This is a genomic window from Flagellimonas aequoris (assembly GCF_003584165.1).
Classification (GTDB): domain Bacteria; phylum Bacteroidota; class Bacteroidia; order Flavobacteriales; family Flavobacteriaceae; genus Flagellimonas; species Flagellimonas aequoris.
On record NZ_QXFJ01000019.1, the window covers coordinates 19,194 to 38,235 of the forward strand.

The window sequence follows — 19,042 nt, forward strand, 5'->3', positions numbered from 1 at the left end:
TGCTATGTATGGGTTACCCTACCTTTTTTATTACACAAGCGTATAGTTCTTGCTGGATTGGGTTTTTGTTTTCTGCACTCTTTTTGTTGATCGGTATTGATTGAATGCTATAGTATCAAGTGGAATCCGGACATTGGCCACTTCTATCCTGATAGGGATTCCCTTTAAGAGGCACCAGTGGCCTGATTGGAAGCCGTCCGATTTGAAATCCGATTTTCTGGAGCATCTTTAAAGCGCAGGATAAAGTTGGTGCCGTGGTCAATTTCACTTTCGCAGATCATCTCACCCCCGTTCATTTCCACAAAATCCTTGGTGATCAGCAAGCCGAAACCTGTCCCTTTCTCGCCTTTCGTGCCTTTTCTGGTTTGGGGCCTTTCTTCATCTTTAAGCTTGTCGTACCAATGGATGTCCATACCCATCCCAAAATCCTGTACCCCTATATCGACACTGCTGGCATTGCGCTGGGACCATATGATTATTTTTTGTCCGTTGGAACTGAATTTTATGGCATTGGAAATCAAATTCCGTAGCATGACCTTTAACATGTTCTCATCGATAAAGAGCACCGGATGGGAAACCTTGAGTTCAATGGTTATATTTTTATCATCGGCCATTCTTGTAAATTCTTGTTTTACTGATTGAAAGACCTCTTTCAGGTCGCATATCGTTTTGTCCAACTTTACCCCATCCAATTGCTTGTAGGACCATTGTAGCAATCCATTGACCATGGAAATCTTATCGACAATCTCCCCTTTTAACTTTCCGGTAATGGCTTTTAGGTCCGTATCCTCCAATTCGGCTTCGATCAATTCGATGATTACGATGAAATTATTCAGCGGTGCCCTTACATCGTGGGCAAGTAAGGAAAACAATTTGTTTTTGAGTTCACCGATCTTTTCCAGTTCCTCGTTCTGGGTTTCCAACTCCCTCTTTGCCATTTGAAGGCCCTTGGTCTGTCGGTCCACTTCTTTTTTAAGCTTTATGTTGGCCTCAAGCTGAAGGGTCATATGCTCGTCTTCCAAGGCCTTGAACTTAAACCCGATGAGCAGTGAAAAAAGGATCAATTGTACCGTTACCAAAATAGAAGTGCCAAGGACTATCGGATTTGCGTTGAAATCGTAATACCTTTTCATGAACCAAGTTCCAATATATAGGAGTGCAGCGAGTAAGATAGGGGCATACGAATAGAGATAATACCGGTTCAGTTGATGGGCATGGAACAAACGGAACCCCGAAAAGATATTCAGGAAAACCGAGGCCATGGCGGTAATCGCGGCCAACAATACAAAAAAGTCGTTCAACCAGCCGATGCCTATAACCATCTTGTTCACAATGTGAAAAAAGGGTAGGCAGATCACGATCCAGATAAATACGGTATAGGTCCCCGATAATCTTGGGTGGTGATCTTTATCAATATTCAAGTAATTCTTGGCGAACAGCAACAACCCAAGCGTTGTGATCATGGCCGTTGTGAGGGAGGCTCTGTCCGCAATCACGGATGTGTCGCCACCGAAGGAGTTGGTCACAAAAAAATAAAGGCTCCAATGCAGGGCAAGACCCAGAATGAGAATGAAATAATAGAGTAGGATCTTATGCCTTAACACTAGGAACGAAAGAAGGTGGTAAATTCCGAAAATGGCAAAAATGGATATAAACACTATGGTTGTTACGTCCCTAAAATCAAAAACATCCATATTTGGGATAGTAATGGGTTATTGGTGTTCGTTGTCAAAAATAAAACAGGATAAATTCATTACAATGTTCAAAGCTAAGATTTTATCCGTTTTGTGTGCAAGTCCACATGCATGGTAAAGCATTTGTATCTAAAATTGGACTTTTATCAGGACATAAAAGGGTTGTGTTCCATACCGTGCAGCATGCATCTCGGCTATGATAGGGCCATTGCCCTTGTAGTTTTTTTGATAAAGGTCAAACCACGGTGTTTTGGGAAATGGACCTGTTTACATTCCGCAACGGATCTTTCTCTTGATATACTTCATCAAGGCCTTTGGCCATCTTGATTTCAAAGACAGTTCCCTTGTTCGGTGTGCTCTGGACATCGATTTCCCCGTTCATGGCTTCCAGTTGGTTCCTCACCAAATAGAGCCCCAAGCCTTTACCGCTGGTTTTTCCGCTCAAACGCCCGTACATGTCAAAGATTTTTTTTCTGTTCTCTGGGGTGAGTTTCATCCCTCTTCCATTGTCGCGGACCTTGATGGAGACATGGTCTGGATGGTCTTTTATGGACAGTTTGATTTGAGGGGTTTCATCGGGTTTGGAATAAATGATCGCATTGGATAAAAGATGGTAAAGGATATTCACGTAATAGCTCTTGATGCCCTTTATGGTTTTCCTGTTCGAATGTACCTTCAGTTGGGCACCGGAATCTTGGATTTCCTGTTGCAACAAAGCAGTGACATCATCCATGATATCATCAACTTCCACATCCGTGAAATGGTTGGCATCGACCTCCTTTAAGGTAAGGGAATGGTTCAAATCCTTTATGGTGCTATCAAGGTCCTCACAGGAAGTCTGGATATGTCCCAAAAGGAAATCGTTTTCCTGATGGTGGCCATGCTCATAAAGATTGGCCAAGGCTAGCAGGTTCGATAGGGGCCTCCTGACATTATGCGAAATGACGTTCACGAAATGGCGTAGTTCCTTGTTCTGTCTCTCAATTTTTTGGTTTGACAATACCTTCTCCGTAACATCCTGGATCGTACCTGCCATTCGAACGGGTCTACCGTTACCGTCATGGAAGATCCTACCCTGTTGATGAACGAACCTGGTTTGTTGATTCGCCAAGATTCGGTAGACCATATCAAAATGTTGTCTGTTTCTTTTTTTAAGGCAACGTCCCATGGCGTAGTCGAACGCCCTTCGGTCCTCAGGATGTATTAGGTTTTTCAAGGTTTCATGACGGGGGACAAAGTCACGTTTCTTCTGACCGAAAATGGTAAATAGGTGATCCGACCATTCGATTATATCGTTGGCCATGTCCCAGTTCCAACTTCCCATATTGGCTATTTCCTGTGCCTCCATAAGGGCTTCCCTTCCTTTTTTGATCTCATCGGTGACCTTTTCCCGTTCCGTGACATCGGATCGTCTTATGATACATCCGATTACCTGTCCATTTTTTACTACGGGATCTAACCTAGATTCGTATACCTTCTGCCCGATTTTTTCCTGCGATATGGTGGCCGAGCTATTTTTCAGGGTTTTGTCATAGGCCGCTTGGTGCAACCGGAAACAATCCATTCCGTTGATGTCCATATCCAGCCTGGGGGGCTCATGGTACCTGTTCACATAAAAGGTTTCGAAGGCGCTGTTGAACATGGATAGACGTCCATTTCTGTCCACGGACCAAATCAATTCTTCCGTGCTGTCCACCAATGCACTTAGACGTGTTTTTTGATCGATGATCTCTTCCAGGCTTTTTTTGAAGCCCGCCTGCATCGGACGTACGATAACCACATAGCTCATGTACGTGAGGAACAGAAAGGAGACGGCCAATCCGATGACAAATAATTTGAACCGTGACATGATATTTTCCCGCTCCAGCTGGTAATTGGCAACGAGCGTGTTCACTCCCCTAAGGTATTTGGATTCCCATCGGATCACGCTGTCCAAATTAACCTTATGGTCCATGTCCTTATTTTCCACATTGAAGAGAGCTGCCAGTTTCTTGTGTCCCATGTCCAGGTCTTGGTAAGCTTTTCTGGAAGATGCGATCCTGGATTCGTCCATAAGGGTCACCGTCTTCGTTCCATGGGCAATGAATGCCTTATGGTCATGGCTCCATTCTTCGAGCCTATCCTTGGATAGATTGGCACCTTGGCCCAATCGGTTCAGGGAATATTCGGTGACTACACTTTCACAATCTACACCAAGATCGGTGGTGTCCGCGATCCTTTGTGAGTTGTGATCGAGTATATCTAGGAAATAGGTCATGCCAACATATGAAAACACTGTCGCTATTAGGATAGCGATATGCTTTGCTTTCAAAGCAATCTTGTTTTTTCTGAAAAACGCTAATTGTTGGTGTTGGGTCGGTGCCATCTTGACCGTTTTTTATAGTGCTGTATGTTCACATCCCATGGGATGCCTATACATGTGAGGGTTCGAGGTTTTGGATGGTCGATCCATTTCCCAGAAACCTTTGGATGTCGCCAATGGTCAAAGGCTTGTCCAAATGGCCCCTTACGTATTTCGGATATGTGGTCACTTTTTTGTGGTCCCCAGGGTGGATGGAAGAGCTGATGATGACCACATCGATGGTCGTTGGCAGTTCCTCCAAGGACATGAACTCCAAGAATTCGAACCCGGTCATCTCAGGCATGTTGATATCCAAGAATAGTAGGATATGTTCTTCGGGGTTTTCCCGGAACCGAAGGTGGTCCAGGGCAAGTTCAGGATTGGTGAAGCTTCTGACTTTATCCTCAAGGCCCATTTTCCGGAACATGAGGGCATGTATGGTATTGATGAGTTCCTCATCGTCTACCAGATATATTTCCTTGTACATCTTTATGGATTAAGATGATGAGAAATTAACCCTTTATTGGATTGGACCCAATTAAATGTTGTGTAAGCCTAAGGTTTATCAATGTAGAACAAAAAAAGTGGTGTGTAGGAGCACAATGATATTTCGAAAGGGCTCTTTTTAGGCATGTCCACATGGGACAAGGCTTTCTGTTGCATGGACTTTCCTTAGGGCAAAGGTTCTGGCTTTTCACTGCAATCCCCCCATGCGATTATAAGCTTCACACAGCACGTATCTGGATTGGGTTGAGCCCTGAAGGACATTTTGGAATTTTTTGAAACGGATAGGATCACTCGTAAATAATGTAAAGCATTAAAGGCTTTCACCGCGAATAAACCTCTAGGTAACATAGGCTCGGTTAAAAATGTGCTCGAAAACAATTTTTTAGTGTGTTCGAGCACATTTTTATTGGTTTTGCTTTTTTCTTGTGTAAAAAATATGTAAGTTCGGCTAAGATTGGACATAAAAATGAAGAATATTGTCTGTAAAGGCAAGATTATCAATATTATAGAAATCAAATGCAGAAAAAAGTAAAACCTACATTGGTGGTCTTGGCCGCAGGCATGGGAAGTCGTTATGGAGGTCTTAAACAAATAGACTCATTTACCCCCCAAGGGGACACCATAATTGACTTTTCAATCTATGATGCATTACAGGCTGGTTTCGGAAAGTTCGTGTTCATCATCCGAAAGAGTTTTGAGCGCGAGTTCAAGGAAATCTTCAACCCAAAATTACAAGGGAAGGCTGAGGTAGTCTATGCATACCAAGAACTGGAAAATGTTCCAAAAAAGTATATCAACCCAGATAGGGTAAAACCATGGGGCACAGGTCATGCCCTTTTAATGGTCAAAGATGTGGTAGACGAAAATTTTGCCATCATCAATGCGGATGACTTTTACGGGAGGGAAGCCTTCATGGCCATGGCTCAGGCTTTGGGTACAACGGACAAGGAATCGTACAACTTTTTTACCATGTCCTACCTGTTGAAAAATACCATATCCGATCATGGTTTCGTCTCCAGGGGAGAATGTCAGGTGGACGAAGAGGGATATCTGACCGATATAAAGGAGAGGACCCATATTGAAAAAATTGATGGGCGGTTAATGCGAAAGGATGAAAATGAACACTTCGTTCCCATTGATGGGAATACTGTAGTATCCATGAATTTTTTCGGGTTTACCCCTAAATGTTTTGCGTTTGCGGAAAACCTATTCTTGAAATTCTTGGAAGAAAACCAGGAAAGTCTAAAGGCGGAATTTTATATCCCATACATCGTGAACGAAATGTTACAGTTGGACTCGGTGACCGTAAAGGTTTTAAAATCGAATGCCAAGTGGTTCGGTGTCACGTACAAAGAAGACAAGGAAATCGTTCAAAGATCGATCGATGAATTAAAAAGACAACACATTTACCCAACGGAGCTTTGGAAAATCTCCAAAACAAGATAGACTAGGAATGAAATTGACCATAACAACTTTTGCAGTACTGACCCTGACCATGTTCAACACGTACTCCCAAAATGGGGATAAGCTTGATCTGGACATTATGAAAGGTGAATATTGGTGGGGTGGCCTAAGCACTGAAGGGCACAATACACCATATGATGTCAATTCTGAGGTAAGTCATGACCAATGGGCCAATGATGAAGGCAATCAAGCCCAACCCATCCTGCTTTCCAATAAGGGCAGGTATGTTTGGTCCAATACCCCAATTAAATATGTCTTTGATAAAGGCCACATTCAGATAACGACCAGGGTTGGTGAAATTCAGTTTGGCAGTGCTGGTAAGAATTTACGCGATGCATACCAATATGTGGCGCAAAACTTCTTCGCTCCAAATGGGAAGATTCCGGAAGAAAAGTTGTTCACCCATCCCCAATACAATACATGGATAGAGCTGATCTATGACCAAAATGAAGAGGATATCCTGAAATATGCCCAAGGCATTTTGGATAATGGGTACCCCCCAGGAGTATTGATGATCGATGATAACTGGCAGGAAGACTATGGGACTTGGAATTTTTCACCTCGAAGATTCAAAGATCCCAAGGCAATGATCGAGAAACTCCATGACATGGGGTTTCTGGTCATGCTATGGGTATGCCCCTTCGTTAGTCCTGATTCGGAGGTTTTCCGTTATCTGGCAAAAGAAGGCATGCTATTGCAGGCTCCACAAGAAACACAGGAGGTACAATGGAAAAACACCCAGGATACGGCAGCCATCATACGCTGGTGGAACGGTGCCAGTGCTTGTTTGGACTTGACCAATCCCAAAACCAATACATGGTTCAAGGAGCAGTTGAACCACCTGGTGGACGAATATGGGGTGGATGGATTTAAATTCGATGCGGGTGATGCCCAGTTTTATGAAAATGGCATCGTTTCATTTGAAAGTGTTTTGCCTAACGACCATACGGCCCTGTATGCCAAATTTGGATTGGACTATCCCCTGAATGAATATCGGGCGTCATGGAGAATGGCAGGTTTGCCTTTGGCACAACGATTAAGGGACAAAGGACATAATTGGGAAGATCTGCAAAAGTTGATCCCTGACCAGATGTCCCAAAGTTTGATGGGGTATGCGTACACATGCCCGGACATGATAGGGGGAGGGGAGTATGGTTCTTTCATAGACCTTGCCTCCATGGATGAGGAATTGGTTGTACGATCTGCCCAGGTCCATGCCTTGATGCCCATGATGCAATTTTCAGTGGCACCATGGCGTGTGTTGTCCAAAGAAAACGCAAGGTACTGTTTGGAAGCCGCAAAACTCCATGAAAAGATGGGCCCCTATTTTCTTGAACTGGCCATTCAGGCTTCAAAAACAGGGGAGCCTATTGTAAAACCAATGGCATTGGCTTTTCCGAATGATGGCTACGAGACCATTAAGGACCAGTTTGTTCTAGGCGATGGAATCATCGTAGCTCCAGTGGTGACAAAAGGATCCTTGAAGCGAAAAGTGGTTCTTCCCAAAGGAAAATGGCAAGACGAAAAGGGAAAAAATTATAAAGGGAACAAGACCGTTGAAATTGAAGTGCCGTTGGGCAGACTTCCGTTTTTTACCAAGGTTGGCAAGTAGCTAATATTTAAACAAAATATAGGTAGCGTTTTAAAATGAATAATTAAAATGGTGGTGCCATGATGGTAGGCACTTGCAACATGAAATATTAAAATTAGTTTTGAGTTGTTAGTTAGTTTTTTAGCAAGGGCTATTAGGGTGGTATTATTTCATCGTGATAGCCCTTTAATCTAAGTTTAATTGATGTGCAACACCCTATTGACAGTCGCTCAAATGTTAAAAGGACCTTTTAAAATCTATAGTTTGTCCTTTCAATAATCGGCCACAGGTAATGACCAAATCTTCATTGCCATCATAATTGATAGTGAATTCCTTTTCTTCATTTGGCAGCACAGTTCTAAGGGATGTGGTGGATTTATTACCGTTAATGGAAAGATATGCATCGTAATAAATGGGAGCTGTTCCAATATTTCTAACGGTTAGAAGAGATTTATTTTCGGATTTTACAAATTTTGTGACTTCAAACTTATAACCCGTATGGATACTGGCCTCTTTTATTCTATCCAGGGATTGATATTTGTATTGGTCATTTCCGATCATGTAGGTAGTATGGAACCGTTTTATGAACGATTCATAGGACTCGCCATGTGGACCATTGGGAGATAAAACATTTTGCTGGTCATAATCCGTATAATAATTAAATTCGCCCCCAACCGGATTGTTGACATAGCGGGTTTCCAGTCCCAAAAATTTAAAACGCTGTTCGTTGACCGTTGCATGTTCCTCGGACATGAAGGAATCATCGAACAAACCAAATGATAAATTCAATAAGGAAGGATCATCACGAAATGGAGTAACATTGCCATCCTCAACATCAATGGAAATGGACCAATGAAGATCAGTGAACAAAGTGTTCATTCTATTCAAAAATAGGGTTTGGTACTCCTTTGAAGGGAACGTCTTTCCCAGCGTAAATGGACCATCATAAATATGGTATTCGCCCCATAATCCAAAACCTACCTGCAAGAAGGCCAATCGGTTATCATGATCGTATCGTTCAGCAAATTTTTCATAGAATTCCAAGGTAAAGTCCTGTAATTCTTGATGCGACCAATCCGGAAACCATGTTTCCCTACCTTCACTGATTCCTTGTGTTTCATAGTAATCCGGTAAATCTTTAATGTATTTGGGCACCGATGTTCGTTGCCCTACATAGGTATATCTGAAGCGGAGGATGGCTTGATGGTTCCGCGAGGCGATATCGTTCAATTTAGTTTCAACAACCGTCCAGTCATAGACCCCTTTTTTGGAAACCACATCTTCAAATAGCATATAGGAATATTCCAAGGTGTGCGCTCCGGAGCCGGCATTCGGATTTCCATCCCACACCACGATTCCGGTCATAGGTTGTACTTTGGTAAAACTGCTCACACCGCCACCATTTAATACCTGTTCCTGACCTTCGGGGTTTTCATCGGGATTGCCATTGTTTCCACCACCACCACAAGCAACGAGAAAACAGTTTAAACCAAGAAAGAACAAAAGATTTTTCATAGGATAGTAGCTTCTTTTAGCCAATGATTATATTCTGATAAATAGTTTCTTTTTATACATCCAATAGCAAATGAACCATAGGAAGAAGAGCACTACGATACTCAATAGTATCTGGGCACTCAGTTCTCCCGTCCACCCGAATAGTGCGTTTGAAAATGGTAAGAATATTTTTCTGATCAGCTCTGCCCCACCAACATGCGCGAACAAATAGATAAACAATGGGTTCATGCCTACAACGGCAAAGAACAATACTCCCTTCTGATATTTTTTGACGTCTATCACCCAATAGCATAATGCAAGGGCTAACAACGACCATCCACCACCTACAAAAACAAAAGTACTCGTGGAAATACGTTTTATGATGGGCGTTACATAACTGAAACCATATCCTATGATCAAGGCCGTGACACTCCCAATGACCAAAAGCTGGATTTTTTCCTTGACAGTCCTCTTACTGATTAGCAGTTGGCCAGCCAGTACGCCCCAAATAGTATGTGCCGCGGTGGGAATGGCATTGAACATGGCCCAATGACCACTGTCTTCTTCTCCTGAAATCAAAATATTGAGCCATGCGCCAAAATTTTCCCCGGGCACAAAGGCATGGTTAAAACCTTCAACGGAGAAGAATCTATAAATGGCCTCACTGATTAAAATAAGGATGATAGAAAACCCGATTTGTACGATAGGTTTTTTACGGATGACCAAAAATGCAAGGAGGTAGGTGACCGAAAGTTGTGCCAGTACATTCTGGAACCTGAAAACAATTTTTCCAGGATCGATGCAATATAAAGCCCATCCTAAAACCAGCATTAAAAAAGCTCTTTTAAAAGCATGTTTCTGCAATTCTTTGTATGTATCTCCCTTTGCCATTCTTTTTGAAAAGGAGAGAGGCATGGAAACACCCACAATGAACATAAAAAATGGTTGGATCAAATCCCAAAAGTGCAGCCCTTCCCATTCCACATGATGAAACTGTTCCCCAATGGTATGTATAAGGGTACCGTGAAGTTCTGGAGCAACCAGGAATTCAAATAGACTTGAAAATTCTGCAATAAGCAAAAACATAGTCAGACCTCTATAAAAATCCAGGGACAGTAATCGGTTATTGTTGTGTTCCATAATCTACTTTTTAAGTAAAAACCCTAATAAATGTTCAAGCTATCTATTAGGGTTTTATTGTTTCTAATGTGTTTGATAAAATTTATGTACAGGATCGATACCGATCAATAAGACTCCTGTTAACCAAGAAATGCAGTTGTTCTGATTGCGTTTCTGTACCTATTTTTGGATTTCTATATTGAGGGCCGGACCAGCGGTATCTGAAGGATAGTACTCAACACCCCAATTCAACCACATTCCAAAATCAATGCTGTCCCCTACAGTCCCAAAAAAGCTTTTTGGGAACCTCATTTCTATGGCATTGGTGCTGCCATCAACGGCAATAACCCCAGAGGATTCAAAACCGTGGCCATCAAGTCCTATCCAGTCCCATGCCCAGCCGCCGCTGCCACTTGCTGGGTAACTGTAAAAACTTCCCCATGAACCCAATACAGGTGGTCCTTCAAATAGGTATTCCGCACCAATATTCCATGTTTCATTATATCCTGTTCCGTTGTCTTCATCCACATTGAAAAGCATGTCCGTAATCTCCAAAGTCATGTCTGATCCACCTTCAAAGTAGATGTCTATGTTGGGTCCTTTGGTGTAGTACTTCATTTTTTTGACGGTACCTGCAAATTCATAGTAAACTGGAACCTCTTCCCAGTCCTCAAAATCCCCATCAATATCGATATTGGCATTGATGATTACCGGGGCGCTGATCATTTTTGATACATGGGCCTCTTCCCCGGATTCATTCATTGCCGTTAACGTGACGGTTAGCTCGCCACCAACTATGGAATAGGTGTAGGTGGGATTTTCTTCGTAGGAATAAAAATAAAGGTCGCCAAAATCCCATCGGTACGTGGTTGCCCCTTGGGATAGGTTGGTAAAGGTAAACGTACTTCCATCGCTTGTAAATGAGAAGTCGGCCACAATGCTGCTTTCTGAACTTGTGGAATCGTCCGAATCACATCCTGCAAGTAGTGAAACGACCAAAAGACAATATAAAAGCTTGAATTTTTTCATGACTTATGTGTTTAGAAATTATGGTTTTAGTTGATTATTAGTGTGTGTAATAATTCGTTCATGCCGGTACTGGCCTCCCAAGTGCCTGAATTTGCCAATTGAATGGAATATTCGGGTCTATCCTTCAAGGATGGGGAAGCGTCTTCGATCTTTAAATACAAGGTATAGCTCCCAGCAGGTATACCGGATAGGTTCACGGTTTCTGTTAAATCGTATTCTGCACCAGGCACCACCTTTCTGATATCAAAGTCCAACGATTTGCTATGGATGGTCCCATCATCAGTGGATTTCAATATCAAAGAGGCATTCTTTTTATTGTAAACGGGGGCAAAACCCACATTGTCCATGACCAGGTCCAAATCAAAATTGCCATTGGCTTTAATCTCCTTTTTTAGACTGGCGGTTTTGAGCAAAAGGCGATACCCCAATTCTCTTTGAAAATCCTCGAAGCAATCATTGTTTCTCCATTCCTGCAGTACGGGACCATAATAATCAAGGTTCAAATAGGTCCATTTCAACAATGCCATTTCCGTATCGGCAGTAGTGCAACTGGCGGTTGGCACCCCGGATGGGGGACAGGTTTCCCCGCCAGTGGGTACAAAAAGGGCCTCTTTGCTTATGTATTGTTTTTCTATGGGGATGTTCTGGTAGGTCCCGTAGTCATCAGGACTGGCTAAAAAACAATCGTTGTGGAACCCCACACGGGCAATATCGCTGTCACCGTATCCCACAGTTGCATCCATTGCGGTAGAGTAATTGAAGATCTCCTGTTTGTACAATGGGGTCCTAACCTGTACCTTGATTTCTTTTGGCAATACTTCCAATAGTTTGTTGAGTACAGCCGTCTTATTTTCAAGCGTGGTCAAATTGTTGGTCGTGTAGTACCATTCTCCCCAAGATCCTATAAAACCTGCTTGAACAAAAGCAATCACATCATAATTGTCGGTCAAAATGGGTTTCAATTGGTCCAAATGCGAAATGACCCTGGACAACGGTGCATCGGTTTCATTTTGGTCGCTATTGTAGGCAAATCGCAGGATACATTTAATCCCGGCGGTTCTCATTCGTTCAAAATCGGTGGTTATCAAATCCAACTCGGCTTGACTTAGGTCCGCATCCTTAAATGCGTCCAAATAATATATCCGATTGATGATCGTGACCTTTTCGTTTTTCAAACTGTTGAGCATGGCCGTACTGACCGGCATGCCTTCGGATTCAACTGCCCAGTGGTGCATAAATCCCCTTTCCGGATTCGATATGACATCAAATGAGGCCACATACGTTATATTGCTTATACTGTTATCCACGGGTTCTGGCTCCGGATCAACGGGAACTTCACCGTTGCTTTCACCGCCACAACCAATTGTGCACAAAACCAGCAGATATATCAATTTATATTTCATAGTGTATACTTGGTAAATAGTGGATTAATAAGTGTCTTTGATCCAATCATAAGGCTTTCTTTTGATCCAGTTGCCCCTAGTGAAATCAGGGAAGTCCTGTGGTTCCCCATTATTTTCAATGGAAACCTCGGACAATGGTGTAATTGCACTCCAAGCGGCGGCATCATAGGCGTCCATTGGTGGTGCCACTCCCAATTTGGCAGATTCCACAAAAGCGTTGATCACGAAGAAATCCATACCGCCATGTCCGGCGCCAGTGGCCAGCTCCCCATATTTTTTCCATAGGGGGTGGTCATATTTTTCCAGCCATTTGTCGGCACTGTCCCAATGGTGTGCCTCCGTGACCCCGGCTATATGGATCCTATTCCCATCAACTTCCCAGAGACCATTTGCCCCCTGTACCCTGAAACCTAGGGAATACGGTCTTGGCAAATTGGTGTCGTGGGTAACGATAATGGTTTCTCCGTTTGCTGTTTCTATTGTGGATGTCACAATATCTCCCAGCTTAAACTTTACGCTTGCATTGGGGTGGTCTTCTCCTCCGTTCTTGACAATATAATTGTGCAGACCTACGCTTTTTGTAGCATGGGACGTTAAGGACAAAAACCGATTTCCCCTGTTGATGTCGCACATCGCGGCAATAGGACCCACACCATGTGTTGGGTACAGATCGGCATTTCGGGTTACGGAGTGTTGTGTTCTCCATCTTGCTTCTGAAATTGCCTTTTCGCCAAATTCCACACCACCGCCATAGGGCTGCTTCCCATTATTGAACTTGACTTCGCGTAAATCATGTTGGTACCCGCATCTGAAATGGACCAATTCCCCAAACACGTTCTGTCTCACCATGTTCAATATGGCGAGTATGTCCCTTCGATAGTTTACATTTTCCAAGATCATCATATGGGTCCCGGTTTCTTCGTGTGTATTCACGAGATCCCAACATTCCTCAAGGGTATTGGCAGCCGAGACTTCCAAGCCTGTGTATTTCCCTGCCCGCATTGCATCTTTGGCCATGCGGGTATGCCATAACCACGGGGTGGCAATAATCACGGCATCTATATTGTCCAGGGCCAGAAGATTTTTATAGTCATGTTCATCTTTGCCGAAGACCAAAGGTTTTCGACCACCCTTTTCCGTTACTTTTTCAACCGCAAGTTTTGTTCTGCTTGGATCTATGTCACAAACGGCGATTATATTCACATCATCCCTTAGCAAAAGGTTTTCCAAATGATTTGTTCCTCTAAGACCCACACCGATCATACCAATGTTCAGTTTGGTCATGTTCGGGGAAGCCCCAAAAACAAAACTTGGAACTACCGATACTCCTGCTCCCAATACTGCGGTTTTTTTTATAAAATCTCTTCTAGAATCCATGTACTATAGTTGCTTTGTATTTATTGTCAATTATGGTTTTATGCCTGAACCAAATTATATTAGTTGTAACCTGGATTTTGCAAGAAAGCTCCCTTGCCCTCACTAATTCTTTGGAGCGAAAAGGGGTATAGCTCTTTGTAAGGAGCCGCTTGACTTGCCGCGCCGTTCAACTCTATGGAATGCTCCACAAACTTTCCGTGCCTGATGAGGTCGGATCTATATTGCCCGTTCTCGCACCAGTATTCATGGGATCTTTCCACAAGAATCATTTCATTGAATGCATCTATAGTGGCAAAATCCGCTAATAGGATGGGGTCTAGACCGGCTCGCTCCCTGATTACATTTACAAGGTCAATGGCCTCCTGATTGGGTGCATTGTTTTTATTGGCTATGGCTTCGGCCTTAGATAGAATCACATCTGCATATCGATATAAAATGATATCCACGGTGGTAAGGGCAGTGTTCCTATCTGCATCTTCAGATATTTTTAAAGGAAGGGGCCCCATTTGCATCACATTTCCTGGATTACTTCGGTTGTAGGTAACCCCATCGGTCCCGGTGTATTCTGCTATTAAATTGGTCTTTCTAACATCATTGGATTCAAAGGAATCATAGAACATCCAAGAACTTTGTATGGTGGCCCATCCACCTCTAACAGGATAGTTGGAAGGCAATACCATCATTTGCCACTGATTTTCACTGGTACCAGCATAATCCGCTGGGACAGCGAACATCACTTCTTTATTATCGGCCTGTGATTCCGTGCTGAACATATCCACATAATCGTCGGTCAACTCATAATAGTTCATGGCCATTATGGCGTTGGCCTGTGCTTCTACATCTGCCCACCTTTTTTCATGTAGGTACAACCTGATCAAGAGCATTCTTGCGAAGCCTTGGCTGAACCTTCCATAAGCTGCCTCTGAGGGAGAAGGTAGATCCGCAGCTGCATCCAACAGGTCCTTCTCAATAAAACTTACCATTTCATCATGACTTAGCCTTGCCAAAGGCGTTTCGATCAATGGGTTTTGCAAAACTTCCAGTGGCGCCACCACGATGGGGCCATACATGTCAAAAAGTTCATAGCTCAAAAAGGCCCTGGCACACTTGAGTTCTGCAATCCCTCTCTTTTTGATGTTTTCATTAACGGTGGAATTTTCCAATCGATCGATACTCAAGGTGTTGGAACTGATCCTGTTGTAAAAATCGTCATAAAATCTGGTAACTCCCTCACTAGTAGGGATGTAGCTGCTTAATGTTGCCAATTGTTGTACCCCAAAGTTTCCCTGAAGGATTTCCGTGGTAGCATCATTGACGAACATGATCCCCCGTTCCGATGTGGTGTGTATCCCATTCCACCAGGAGCCCCTTAATGGATAGTAGGCCGCTACCACAAGAGCTTCCACGTCTGCCTCGGAAGCCGGAAAAATAGCTGGGTTGATCTCATCATAATTTATGGATTCCAGTTCTGGGTCACACCCAAACATTGTGCTTATCAGTAACCCTAGCAGTATTAGTTTTACATTTTTCATAATCATTATTTTTTAAAATTTTAAATCTATCCCGAGTGTGTAGGTCTTGACGTTAGGATATGCAGCCACCAAGTTTGTTGGGTCTTGGTCGGTACCTTGTAATCTAGGGTCATATCCATTGGTTTCAGGATCTACACCTTTGAACGGTGTGATCACGAACAGGTTTTGGGCATCAAACCTGATGGCCGCACTGTGCAATAGCTTTCCGGTCAATTTGGAAGGTAAAGTATAGGATAGGGATAGGTTTTGTAATCTGATGAACCAAGCATCTTGCAAGAAGAAGTCTCCTGCACTATATGGAGTATAGCCATAATGCGAGGCAGGTCTTGTGTTTGTTGGATTGTCCGGTGTCCATCTATCATAAATGTTTCGAAGGGCATTACGTCCATTTTGCCATACCCCGTCTGCTGAAACCCCCAAGGCAAGATCGGTGGCATCAACGATCTCTCTTCCGAACATACCGTTGAAATGGAAGTTCAGTTGAAAGTTTTTGTATTGAAAACTATTGCTGAAACCAGCTATGAAATCAGGGTCGGTCGATCCCATTAAAACGATATCCGCTTCATCAATAATGCCATCTGGCTCCCCTGTTGCAACAAACCTTCCGTTTTCGTCAACTATTGGGTTCCCTTCATTGTCCCTAGAAAACCCATTGATGTCCTTGATCTTTATTTGTCCTGGGAATAGATCGGGCTGGGCAGGGACGGTTTCCCCAATCTGCATCACGCCATCGGACAGGTAGGAGTACCTAGCGCGGATCGGGTCATCCTCTTTTTGATAAATACTTGGTTTCCAATCCGGGGCTCTTTCCTTCCATCTATCCCTGAATTTGGAAAAGACAAGCGTACTGCTCCATTTAAAATCTTTGGTATCGACGTTTACCGTATTCAATGTCAATTCCAGACCCTTGCTTTGGGTGGAACCTACGTTGGCCCATACCTCATTGATCTCATTATAGGAATTGATGGGTTTTATTTGCAACAAATCCGAAATCTCCTTATTGTAGACCTCGAAAGAGCCTGATAGTCTTCCTTTCAAAATTTCAAAATCCAGACCAAGGTTGATTTCTTTTGTGGTCTCCCACTTCAGATCAGGATTTTCCAACCGCGATGGGAATACCCCGATCAGGATGGACTCATCCGGGTTTAGATAGGCAGGTTGCGCATAGTATGCTGCGAAGGCGTTGGAGCCAATGTCGGCATTTCCTGTTTCCCCGTAGCCCACTCTCAGTTTCAATTGGGATATTTGGTCACTTAGGTTTTTCATGAAGGGCTCGCCCGCAATGTCCCATCCCAAGGCTATGGAAGGAAATACCGCAAACCTATTGTTTCTGGAAAACACACTGGAACCATCCCTTCTGACGGTTGAGGACAAAATATACCTGTCCTTGTAGGTATAGTTCAGTCTACCAAAATAGGATACAAGGTTGTTTTCGTACTTGGCTGAGGCCAATACCTTGGTACCTGCCCCGGCATTGATATTGTTCCATAGAAAAGCATCGGTGATAAAATCACTGTTTCCGGAAGAAGCACTTTCCGATCTGTATTTTTGCCTGGAATAACCTACCAAGAAATTGAAATGGTGGTCATCATTGATAGTTGTGGTATAGTTCAAGGTAAAATCAAAAAGAGCATCGTTCTTTTTTTCATTTGCTATTGTGGCTTTACCGTTTTCCAAAGCACCGTACAGCGTTGTTCTGGGCAAATAGGTATTTCTACTGGTATAACCTTGATCCATACCCGCTTGCAACCTGGCCACCAAACCTTCTATGGGTTTTACTTCCATAAAAAAGTTTGTGAGGGTCCTGTCGATTACACCTTTATCTGTAATCGTAAGTAGGGAATATGGGTTTGGTTCTTGGGAATTATCAGGATTTATGGGATAATTTCCATTTTCATCAATAGCCTGTATATGGGGCCCGTATTGCAATGCCGACCTCAAAAGTCCTGAATTCTCATAGCGATCTCCACCCAACTGGCTATTGTCGTTATTGATCCTACTCATGGTAAGGTTCATCCCAACAGAAAGAAAATCATATAGTTTTTGATCCAGGTTGAACCTTAGGGACGCCCGCTCAAAAGCGGAGTTCTTCAATACCCCTTTTTGATCGAACAAGTTACCTGATAGGAAGTATCTGGTGGTTTCGGTACCTCCCCTTAAGGAAAGGTTATGCTGTTGCGTACTACCGTCCCTGGTTACCAAGCCCAGCCAATTGGTGCTTTGCCCGGCATTATTTATTTGGTCGTCTGAATAAAATCTTGTGAATGCCACTCCATTAACCGGATTGGCTATGGCCTCTTCCAAAGTTCTGCTGCTGGTATTTCCACTACTGTAAGGTTCAACCCTGTTTTGGAAAAGCCAATTTTCATAAGCGGCATCATTTCGCAGTTTCATCCATTCCTGTAGGCTCAACACGTCAAAATTGTCGTTATAGGCCTGCAACGAAAGAGAGGATGAGTAACTTACCTCCACTTTTCCAGAAACCCCTTTTTTGGTAGTGATCAAAATAACCCCGTTTGCAGCCCTGGCCCCATAAATTGAGGTGGCACTGGCATCTTTTAGAACAGAAATCGATTCAATGTCATTGGGGTTAAAAGAGTTCAAGATACTTTGCGTTCCCCCACTATACCTATTACCGGTCCCTGGTTGTTGGAAATCGGTTATTGGAAACCCATCAACAACTATCAGCGGTTGGTTACTGGCATTTATGGATCCCGCGCCCCTGATCTGAAAATTCAGCCCACCACCGGGTTGTGCGCTGTTCTGGGTAATTTGCAAGCCCGAAACCTTTCCTCTTAGCACATCGCCAATAGAAGGCGATGATGACAGTACCAACTCCTTGGTCTCTACTGTTGAAATGGCTCCTGCGATATCTTTTCTTCTTTGTGTACCGTAGCCGACCACGACAACTTCGTCCAGCAAGGTATTGTCAGGTACCATAGAGGCATTGATGACCGAGTCATTGCCTATCGATTTCTCTTGGGGTATATAACCAATATAGGAAAACACAATAGTGGTCGCCCCGCCTTTTATGGTCAAGCTATAATTTCCATCAAAATCTGTTGAGGTACCTGTGGTGGTACCTTTCACAAACACGGTGGCCCCGGGTAGCGGAACCCCCATTTCATCTGTAACAGTACCCGTAATCACTCTATCTTGAGGCTGAGCAGTCTCAATTACGGAGTTCTCATTTGGTGAATAGGTTTCTGCTTTTACATTGAAAAAGAAAACCAACATCGCTAAAACGGTCAGCTTTATTTTCAAATCAAAAAAGAACCCAACACCCTTTCCTCTGAGTAGTTTCATATTTTTTTTCATATTTTACGTTGGTGATTTATTAGTTATTAGGAGATTTTTAAGTCACGTTTTACAGCCGGAAAATGCCGCAATATTTTCCGGCTTCTAAAATCGGTTCAGAGTCGTTGGTTTTTTTCATGTTTCATTTTAGTTTGTTATTTGATTGTTTCTGGTTTTAAGTGCATCTCCCTTTT

General features: G+C 43.2%; 12 protein-coding genes. 2 read left to right on the plus strand and 10 right to left on the minus strand.

Features of this window, described 5'->3' with window-relative positions:
* Positions 1 to 164: 164 nt before the first annotated feature.
* From D2U88_RS08425 to D2U88_RS08435, 3 genes are all read right to left on the minus strand, one after another.
* Positions 165 to 1,694, minus strand: a complete 1,530-nt coding sequence (locus D2U88_RS08425) for a sensor histidine kinase (RefSeq protein ID WP_119639920.1) — start codon at positions 1,692 to 1,694, stop codon at positions 165 to 167.
* Positions 1,695 to 1,929: 235 nt separating this feature from the next.
* Positions 1,930 to 4,059, minus strand: coding sequence for an ATP-binding protein (locus tag D2U88_RS08430; protein WP_119639921.1), 2,130 nt, complete (start codon positions 4,057 to 4,059; stop codon positions 1,930 to 1,932).
* Between the two features lie 46 nt (positions 4,060 to 4,105).
* The gene (locus D2U88_RS08435; protein ID WP_119639922.1) at positions 4,106 to 4,522 is read right to left on the minus strand and encodes a response regulator; all 417 of its coding nucleotides are present in this window, start codon (positions 4,520 to 4,522) and stop codon (positions 4,106 to 4,108) included.
* Positions 4,523 to 5,058: 536 nt separating this feature from the next.
* On the opposite strand from D2U88_RS08435, the gene D2U88_RS08440 reads away from it, so the two are divergent.
* Entirely contained in the window at positions 5,059 to 5,988 is a 930-nt protein-coding gene (locus tag D2U88_RS08440) for a sugar phosphate nucleotidyltransferase (RefSeq protein ID WP_119639923.1), read from the plus strand.
* A 7-nt stretch (positions 5,989 to 5,995) separates the two neighbouring features.
* Positions 5,996 to 7,618 (plus strand): glycoside hydrolase family 31 protein, encoded by a 1,623-nt coding sequence (locus D2U88_RS08445; protein ID WP_119639924.1) that lies wholly within the window; start codon positions 5,996 to 5,998, stop codon positions 7,616 to 7,618.
* A gap of 216 nt (positions 7,619 to 7,834) precedes the next feature.
* Here D2U88_RS08445 and D2U88_RS08450 read toward each other — a convergent pair whose 3' ends face one another.
* The 7 genes from D2U88_RS08450 to D2U88_RS08480 all read right to left on the minus strand — a co-directional run bounded on the left by D2U88_RS08450 (position 7,835) and on the right by D2U88_RS08480 (position 18,857).
* Positions 7,835 to 9,112: a DUF4832 domain-containing protein gene (locus D2U88_RS08450; protein WP_119639925.1), complete on the minus strand. Its 1,278-nt coding sequence runs from the start codon at positions 9,110 to 9,112 to the stop codon at positions 7,835 to 7,837.
* 27 nt (positions 9,113 to 9,139) lie between these two features.
* Positions 9,140 to 10,231, minus strand: a complete 1,092-nt coding sequence (locus D2U88_RS08455) for an acyltransferase family protein (RefSeq protein ID WP_119639926.1) — start codon at positions 10,229 to 10,231, stop codon at positions 9,140 to 9,142.
* Between the two features lie 159 nt (positions 10,232 to 10,390).
* The gene (locus D2U88_RS08460; RefSeq protein WP_119639927.1) at positions 10,391 to 11,239 is read right to left on the minus strand and encodes a PKD domain-containing protein; all 849 of its coding nucleotides are present in this window, start codon (positions 11,237 to 11,239) and stop codon (positions 10,391 to 10,393) included.
* Positions 11,240 to 11,265: 26 nt separating this feature from the next.
* Positions 11,266 to 12,642, minus strand: a complete 1,377-nt coding sequence (locus D2U88_RS08465) for a DUF4832 domain-containing protein (protein WP_119639928.1) — start codon at positions 12,640 to 12,642, stop codon at positions 11,266 to 11,268.
* Positions 12,643 to 12,666: 24 nt separating this feature from the next.
* A complete protein-coding gene (locus D2U88_RS08470; protein ID WP_119639929.1) occupies positions 12,667 to 14,019 on the minus strand; it encodes a Gfo/Idh/MocA family protein in 1,353 nt (450 codons plus the stop codon).
* Between the two features lie 59 nt (positions 14,020 to 14,078).
* Positions 14,079 to 15,551 (minus strand): RagB/SusD family nutrient uptake outer membrane protein, encoded by a 1,473-nt coding sequence (locus tag D2U88_RS08475; RefSeq protein WP_119639930.1) that lies wholly within the window; start codon positions 15,549 to 15,551, stop codon positions 14,079 to 14,081.
* A 12-nt stretch (positions 15,552 to 15,563) separates the two neighbouring features.
* A complete protein-coding gene (locus D2U88_RS08480) occupies positions 15,564 to 18,857 on the minus strand; it encodes a SusC/RagA family TonB-linked outer membrane protein (protein WP_182859141.1) in 3,294 nt (1,097 codons plus the stop codon).
* Between the last annotated feature and the right edge of the window lie 185 nt (positions 18,858 to 19,042).